General features: G+C 70.9%; 6 protein-coding genes and 1 tRNA gene. All 7 read left to right on the forward strand.

Annotated elements, in window-relative coordinates; all coding sequences use genetic code 11:
• Positions 1-132: 132 nt before the first annotated feature.
• Positions 133-1,335, forward strand: coding sequence for a DNA polymerase III subunit delta' (locus QH283_RS15370; protein WP_280503673.1), 1,203 nt, complete (start codon positions 133-135; stop codon positions 1,333-1,335).
• A 57-nt stretch (positions 1,336-1,392) separates the two neighbouring features.
• Positions 1,393-1,465: transfer RNA gene (locus QH283_RS15375), tRNA-Thr, on the forward strand.
• Between the two features lie 188 nt (positions 1,466-1,653).
• Positions 1,654-1,899 (forward strand): hypothetical protein, encoded by a 246-nt coding sequence (locus QH283_RS15380; protein ID WP_280503674.1) that lies wholly within the window; start codon positions 1,654-1,656, stop codon positions 1,897-1,899.
• 154 nt (positions 1,900-2,053) lie between these two features.
• Entirely contained in the window at positions 2,054-3,646 is a 1,593-nt protein-coding gene (locus QH283_RS15385; protein WP_280503675.1) for a circularly permuted type 2 ATP-grasp protein, read from the forward strand.
• Positions 3,647-3,655: 9 nt separating this feature from the next.
• Positions 3,656-4,648 (forward strand): alpha-E domain-containing protein, encoded by a 993-nt coding sequence (locus QH283_RS15390; protein ID WP_280503676.1) that lies wholly within the window; start codon positions 3,656-3,658, stop codon positions 4,646-4,648.
• A complete protein-coding gene (locus QH283_RS15395; protein ID WP_280503677.1) occupies positions 4,645-5,490 on the forward strand; it encodes a transglutaminase family protein in 846 nt (281 codons plus the stop codon). Before QH283_RS15390 ends, QH283_RS15395 begins: the two co-directional genes overlap by 4 nt.
• A gap of 75 nt (positions 5,491-5,565) precedes the next feature.
• Entirely contained in the window at positions 5,566-5,862 is a 297-nt protein-coding gene (locus tag QH283_RS30335; RefSeq protein WP_432420736.1) for an SRPBCC family protein, read from the forward strand.
• Positions 5,863-5,958: the final 96 nt, after the last annotated feature.

Here is a 5,958-nt window from a genome sequence, read left to right on the forward strand (position 1 = left end):
CCGCCAAGGCGGGCGCCACCAAGACCGCTGCCAAGAAGACAGCGGCCGAGAAAGCCGCCGCGAACTCGACCGCCGAGAGCTCCTGACCCGGCGCTCGGCTGCCGTCGTGAACCCGGCGGCTAGGGTGGACCCGTGGCGGGAGTCTTCGATCGGTTGGTCGGGCAGTGTGCCGTCGAGTCCGAGCTGACGGCCGCGGCGGTGGCGGCGCGCGCGGGTGTCGTGGAGGGCGCGATGACGCACTCCTGGCTGTTCACCGGCCCACCCGGTTCCGGCCGTTCGGTGGCCGCGCTGTGCTTCGCCGCCGCGCTCCAGTGCACCGATCCCGGCACTCCCGGTTGCGGGCACTGTCACGCCTGCACCACCACCATGGCAGGCACGCACGGCGACGTGCGGCGGGTGGTGCCCGAGGGGCTGAGCATCAGCACCAGGGAGATGCGCGAGATCGTGCAGATCGCCTCCCGCAGGCCGACCACCGGCCGCTGGCAGGTGGTGGTGGTCGAGGACGCCGACCGGCTCACCGAGGGCGCGGGCAACGCCCTGTTGAAAGTCGTGGAGGAGCCGCCTGCCCGCACCGTCTTCCTGCTGTGCGCGCCCTCGGTCGACCCGGAGGACATCTCGGTCACCCTGCGGTCGCGGTGCAGGCACATCCACCTGGTGACCCCCTCGGTCACCGATATCGCCACCGTGCTGCGCGAGCAGGACGGCCTCGACGCCGAGACCGCGGAGTGGGCGGCCTCGGTCAGCGGCGGTCACGTCGGCCGTGCCCGCCGCCTGGCCACCGACGCCCACGCCCGCGAACGCAGGCAGCGCGCGCTGGCCCTCGCCACCGCCGCCGCCCGTCCCGGCGCGGCCTATGCCGCCGCCGACGCGCTGGTCAAGGCCGCCGACGACGAGGCCAAGGAGATGAGCGCCGAGCGCGACGAGCGCGAACGCGAGGAACTGGCCACCGCGCTCGGCGCCGGCGGCACCGGCAAGGGCTCGGCGGGCGCGACCCGCGGCTCGGCGGGTGTGCTCAAGGAACTGGAGCGCCGCCAGAAGTCCCGCCTGACCCGCACCGGCCGCGACGCCCTCGATCTGGCGCTCATCGACATCGCGGGCCTGTTCCGCGACGCGTTGGCCGTCCGGCTCGCCGGGCACGACCTGTCCGCGGTGTCGCTGACCCACCCCGACATGACCGACGACATCCGCGAGCTGGCCGATCGCGTCCCGCCAGAGGGCCTGCTGCGCAGCATCGACGCCGTCCTCGAATGCCGCGAGGCCATCGACACGAACGTCAAGCCCCGCTTCGCCGTCGCCGCCATGGTCGCCACCTTCATCGCCGCCCGAACCGGCTGACCACCCGTTTTCGCATTCGGCTGGGCGAGACGATAGACTCCGGTGGCCGAAAGGCACGCCGCCTTAGCTCAGTCGGTAGAGCGCTTCACTCGTAATGAAAAGGTCAGGGGTTCGATTCCCCTAGGCGGCTCAGCAGGTCAGAGGCCCTTCTCCGCGCGGAGGAGGGCCTTTGTCGTGCTGATCGTCGTAGGGGTCGTGGAGCGGATTGCCGGGCGGTTCCGCCGAAGTGCCGAGGAATTCGGAGCTACCGAACTCCAGGCACCCGGATACGGTCGATTCGTCGCAGTAGACGGTCGAAAGGCGGCGAAAATGCCTCGGATGGTGTCGAAGTTCATCGCGGCGGTGGGGGTCGTGTCGGCGGTGGGCTTCGCTCCCGCGACCGCCTCGGCGGTGCCGGTGTCGGTGTCGGTGCCGGAGTCCACGGGTGCGGTGGTGGACGCGCAGCCGGTGGCGTTGACCGGTTCCGGCGTCATCGATCTCACGCTGGTCCTGCTGCAGTGCCTGCGGACCGGGTCCTCGGTCATCCCGGGCGATCCGATGGGCTTCCCGGTGGTCTGCGTGTAGCGGGCTGTCGTCCGGCCGGCGCACGTCGGGTTGTCCGGCCGGAGCGGGTCGTGGACGGTCGTGGCGGCAGAAATCGGCTGTGAAACAGCCCTGACTCGAAAAGTTAACCCGGATGGGCGTTCAGGGGTAAATTTTCTGCGCGAGCATCGCTTTCATGACAGCGATCGCCGTTTCTTCGCAGTATCCACCGTCGATCTTCGACGGTTACCAGGCCGGTCGCAGGCGGGGTGCCTACGACGAGATGTTCGATCCGGCGGGCCGGATACGTCCGCCGTATCGGGGCATCCACACCGCGCTCGACGGGATGGACGCTGCCGAGCTCGCGGCGCGCTCGGACGCGCTGGGGCGCGCGTTCGTCGATCAGGGCGTGACCTTCTCGCTGTCCGGGCAGGAGAGACCGTTCCCGCTGGACCCGGTGCCCCGGGTGATCGCGGCGGCGGAGTGGGCGCGACTGGAGAAGGGGTTCGCGCAGCGGGTGCGGGCGCTGGAGATGTTCCTCGCCGACGTCTACGGGCCGCAGACCATCCTGAAGGAGGGGGTGGTGCCGCGGCGGCTGATCACCACCTGCCCGAACTTCCACCGGGAGGCCGCGGGCTTCGCCCCGCCCAACGGGGTGCGCATCCATGTCTCGGGCATCGACCTGATCCGCGACGAGCAGGGCGTGTTCCGGGTGCTGGAGGACAATCTGCGCTCGCCGTCGGGGGTGTCCTATGTGATGGAGAACCGCCGCACCATGGCGCGCGTCTTCCCCGACCTGTTCGCGGCCAACCGGGTGCGGCCGGTCGGCGACTACCCGAGCCACCTGCTGCGGGCGCTGCGGGCCTCGGCGGCCACGAACACCTCCGACCCGACCGTCGTGGTGCTCACGCCCGGCGTGTTCAACTCCGCCTACTTCGAGCACTCGCTGCTGGCCAGGCAGATGGGTGTGGAACTGGTCGAGGGGCGCGACCTGTTCTGCCGCGACAACATCGTCTACATGCGCACCACCCACGGCGAGCGGCGGGTGGACGTGGTCTATCGGCGCATCGACGACGAATATCTCGACCCCATGCACTTCAACCCGGACTCGGTGCTGGGTGTGGCGGGCATCCTGAACGCGGCGCGGGCGGGCAATGTGGTGATCTCCAGCGCGGTCGGCAACGGCGTCGCCGACGACAAGCTGGTCTACACCTACGTGCCGACCATGATCGAGTACTACCTCGGTGAGAAACCGATCATCCCCAACGTCGACACCTATCGCTGCTGGCTGGACGACGAGCGGGCCGAGGTGCTCGACCGCATCGACGAGCTGGTGGTCAAGCCGGTGGAGGGGTCGGGCGGCTACGGCATCGTGTTCGGGCCCGACGCCTCCGCGCGCGAACGCGAGGAGTTGCGCGCGCGGGTGGCGGCCGAGCCGCGCGGGTGGATCGCCCAGCCGGTGGTGCAGTTGTCCACGGTGCCGACGGTGGCCGGGGACGGGCTGGCGCCACGGCATGTGGACCTGCGGCCGTTCGCGGTCAACGACGGGGAGCGGGTGTGGGTGCTGCCCGGCGGGCTGACCAGGGTCGCCATGCCGGAGGGCTCGCTGGTGGTCAACTCCAGCCAGGGCGGCGGCAGCAAGGACACCTGGGTGCTGGCCCCGCGCGCTGCGGGCGATCGGGAACCGGTGGCCGAGCTGGTCGCCGAGCCAGCGGTCACCGGGCACACCGACCGTGATCGCAGCTTCTCCGAATCGCAGGCCCAGCAACAACAGCAACAGCAGCAGTAGGAGGGCGCGATGCTGGCACGGAACGCCGAATCCCTTTTCTGGATCGGCCGCTATGTGGAGCGGGCCGACGACACGGCGCGGATTCTCGATGTCACGGTGCATCAGCTGCTCGAGGACGCCACGGTCGATCCCGACCGCGCGGCCAGGGTGCTGTTGCGGGTGCTCGGCATCGAGCAGCCGCCGGAACGCATGGACGTGTGGTCGCTGACCGAACTGGTCGCCTTCGACGCGGGGCAGCCGGGGTCGATCGTGTCCTCGGTGTCGGCGGCGCGGGAGAACGCGCGCGGCGCGAGGGAGGTCACTTCCACCGAACTGTGGGAATGCCTGAACACCACCTACAACGGCCTCGGCGGGGCGATCAGGGCGGCACGGGAGCTCGGCCCGTATGAGTTCTTCCGCTATATCGAGGACAGGGCGGCCATGTTCGCCGGGCAGGCCGACTCCACCATGAGCCGCGACGACGGTTACCGGTTCCTGCTGCTCGGCCGCGCGTTGGAGCGAGTGGACATGACGGTGCGCCTGCTGCTCTCGCGCGGCGGCGAACCGGCCGACTCGCCCGCGTGGGTGAGCGTGCTGCGCTCGGCGGGCGCGCACGACTCCTATCTGCGCACCTATCGGGGTGTGTTCGACGCGCGGTTGGTGGCCGAGTTCATCCTGCTCGACCAGCTGTTCCCCCGATCGGTGTTCCGGTCGGTGCGGCTGGCCGAGGACTGCCTGCGCGAACTGGGGCAGCTGCCGGACGGCTCGCGCGGCCCGCGCAACGAGGCGCAGCGGCTGCTCGGCCGGGCGCGCAGCGAACTCGAGTTCCTGCCGCCGGGAATGCTGCTCGAGGACCTGGAGCAGCGGCTGTGGTCGTTGCAGCGGACCTGCCACGAGGTCACCGAGGCGGTGGCCATGCAGTACTTCCACGCCGCGCCGTGGGTGACGTGGACCGACGCGCGCAGGCGCGAGGAGCCGGCGACGGTGCTCGGCGCCGCCCGGGGAGAGCAGGTGATCCGATGAGCAGACGGCTGCGCGTGGCGCACACCACCGGGTTCACCTACGAGTCGGCGGTGACCGGCTCGTTCAACGAGGCCAGGCTGACCCCGCGCTCGGACGCCAGGCAGAACGTGATCGTGAACCGGGTCGACACGGTCCCGCCGACCCGCCCCTTCCGGTACACCGACTACTGGGGCACGGCGGTCACCGCCTTCGACGTCAGCGCCCCGCACGACGCGCTGGAGGTCTCGTCGTACTCGGTGGTGGAGACCGAACCGGCGGCGTCGGCGCCCCAGCAGGGATGCGACTGGGCGCGGCTGCGTTCGGAGCACACGCTCGACACCTTCGCCGAATTGCTGGAGGCCACCGGGTATGTGCCCGAACACGAGGAGCTGCGCGCCACCGCGGCCGAACTCGCGGCGGGTGCCGATCCCGCGCGGGCGGTCTCGCGCGCGGCGGAGTGGGTGCACGAGACCATGACCTATGTCCCCGGCAGCACCTCGGTGCACACCTCGGCGGTGCAGGCCTGGTCCGATCGCGCGGGGGTGTGCCAGGACTACGCGCACCTGACGTTGTTGCTGTTGCGCGCCATGGGGATTCCGTGCCGGTACGTCTCCGGCTATCTGCACCCCGACCCGGACGCGGCGATCGGCGAGGCCGTCGCGGGGGAGAGCCATGCCTGGATCGAGGCCTGGACCGGGCGGTGGTGGGGGTACGACCCGACCAACGCGACCGCCATCGGCGAGCAGCACGTCTCGGTCGCGGTGGGCCGCGACTACGCCGACGTGCCGCCGTTGAAGGGCATCTTCTCCGGCGGACGCTCGATCGACCACAAGGTGCTGGTGGAGGTCACGCGGCTGGCCTGAGCGTTTGAGGCGCGGTGCGCGGGGTAGTCCGGGCGGTGCCGTCGCGGTACGCGTCGAATCGAGGAGGCCCGGGTCATGCCCTTCAGCGCGCTCGAGAATCTGCTCCACCGCTCCGCCGAGGAGGACACCGGTGATCCCGGCGAGGTGACCCTCACCCTCACCGCCACGCCGGAAGAGATCTTCGACGTGCTCTGCGACGGCTGGTGCTATGGGCTGTGGGTGGTCGGCGCCTCGCACATCAGGGACGTGGACGCGGGCTGGCCCGCGGCCGGCGCCCGCATCCACCACGGCGTCGGCCCCGGGCCGCGGGCCCTGCCCGCCACCCCCCAGGGGGTAGCGGTGGGACGGGCCAGGCGGCGAGGTGGTGGGTGAGGTGGTCGATCGTGTCGACGGCCCAGGCGCGGGCGTCGGCGAAGGTGGCGAACCCGTCGGCGTCCAACTCCAGCTCGGTGGCGTGATCGACGACGA

The organism is Nocardia farcinica (assembly GCF_029867845.1).
In the GTDB taxonomy this organism is placed as follows: Bacteria; Actinomycetota; Actinomycetes; order Mycobacteriales; family Mycobacteriaceae; genus Nocardia; species Nocardia farcinica_A.